The sequence below is a fragment of the Pseudoalteromonas rhizosphaerae genome (assembly GCF_902498845.1).
Lineage (GTDB): Bacteria > Pseudomonadota > Gammaproteobacteria > Enterobacterales > Alteromonadaceae > Pseudoalteromonas > Pseudoalteromonas rhizosphaerae.
This window is the reverse complement of the sequence record NZ_CABVLM010000048.1, coordinates 1-804: the sequence shown is the minus strand read 5'-3', so window position 1 is coordinate 804 and position 804 is coordinate 1. Positions and strand designations below refer to the sequence as shown.

The 804-nt window shown below is 40.0% G+C and carries 1 protein-coding gene; it reads right to left on the bottom strand.

Features of this window, described 5'->3' with window-relative positions; all coding sequences use genetic code 11:
• Window positions 1-804, bottom strand: an 804-nt coding sequence (locus PSR9079_RS23400; RefSeq protein ID WP_149983457.1) for an ISAs1 family transposase, incomplete at its 5' end; no start/stop codon positions are given.

The following is an 804-nucleotide window of genomic DNA, read 5'->3' as shown; positions in this document are numbered from 1 at the left end:
CTATGATTTCAATACCTTTTCAAGGTAATCTGTACTGCGCATAGCTTTTTTCTGTTTTGCGGGCATGCCTTTATTAAAGCTTGTTTCTGCTTTTAGCTGATTAAATGCGATGTGTCTCAGCCCCGCAAATACAGGTGCTGCACCTTCACGCCTAATTCGGCAATCATCTTCTTTAAATCCAACATCTAAACGCCAATGTAATCCATTCTCTATTTGCCAATGTTGCCGTGCGGATCTTGCGAGTTCTTCCGCCGATAAATATGCTGAACTGATGTAGTATCTATAGCATAACTCATTGCTTACTTTGTTTTTTTCTTTCCTATAAGAAACAATAACTCCCACTGTTTTGGCATCTTTCCAATTGCTCGTTTCTGATAAATCACTTACGTTATGACTAACAGCACAACACCTGAATTCTTCTCTGTTTTTATGATAATCGGCTTCATTAAACAAAATTCCTTCGGACGCTTGTCGTGTGACCTCAGGTAATAAAGCATTCTCTATTTGTGACAGCAGTCCTTTATGGTTCGCTTTTACTGCAAGTAGGTAATCGGCTTGTTTATCCACTATTGTCTCTGCAATTGATTTTTGACACCCCATCGCGTCAATCGTGACTAAGCAGCCTTTTATCTCCAGTAATTCAAGAAGCTCTGGTAACGCCGTTATTTCATTCGACTTTTTATCAACAGGGCATTGCGCCAAAACAACACCATTTTCGCAGGCAAATGCACTGACCATATAAAGTGCATCGCGCCTATCTGACTGATTAAATGAACCTTTCAATCGCTTACCATCAATCGCAAC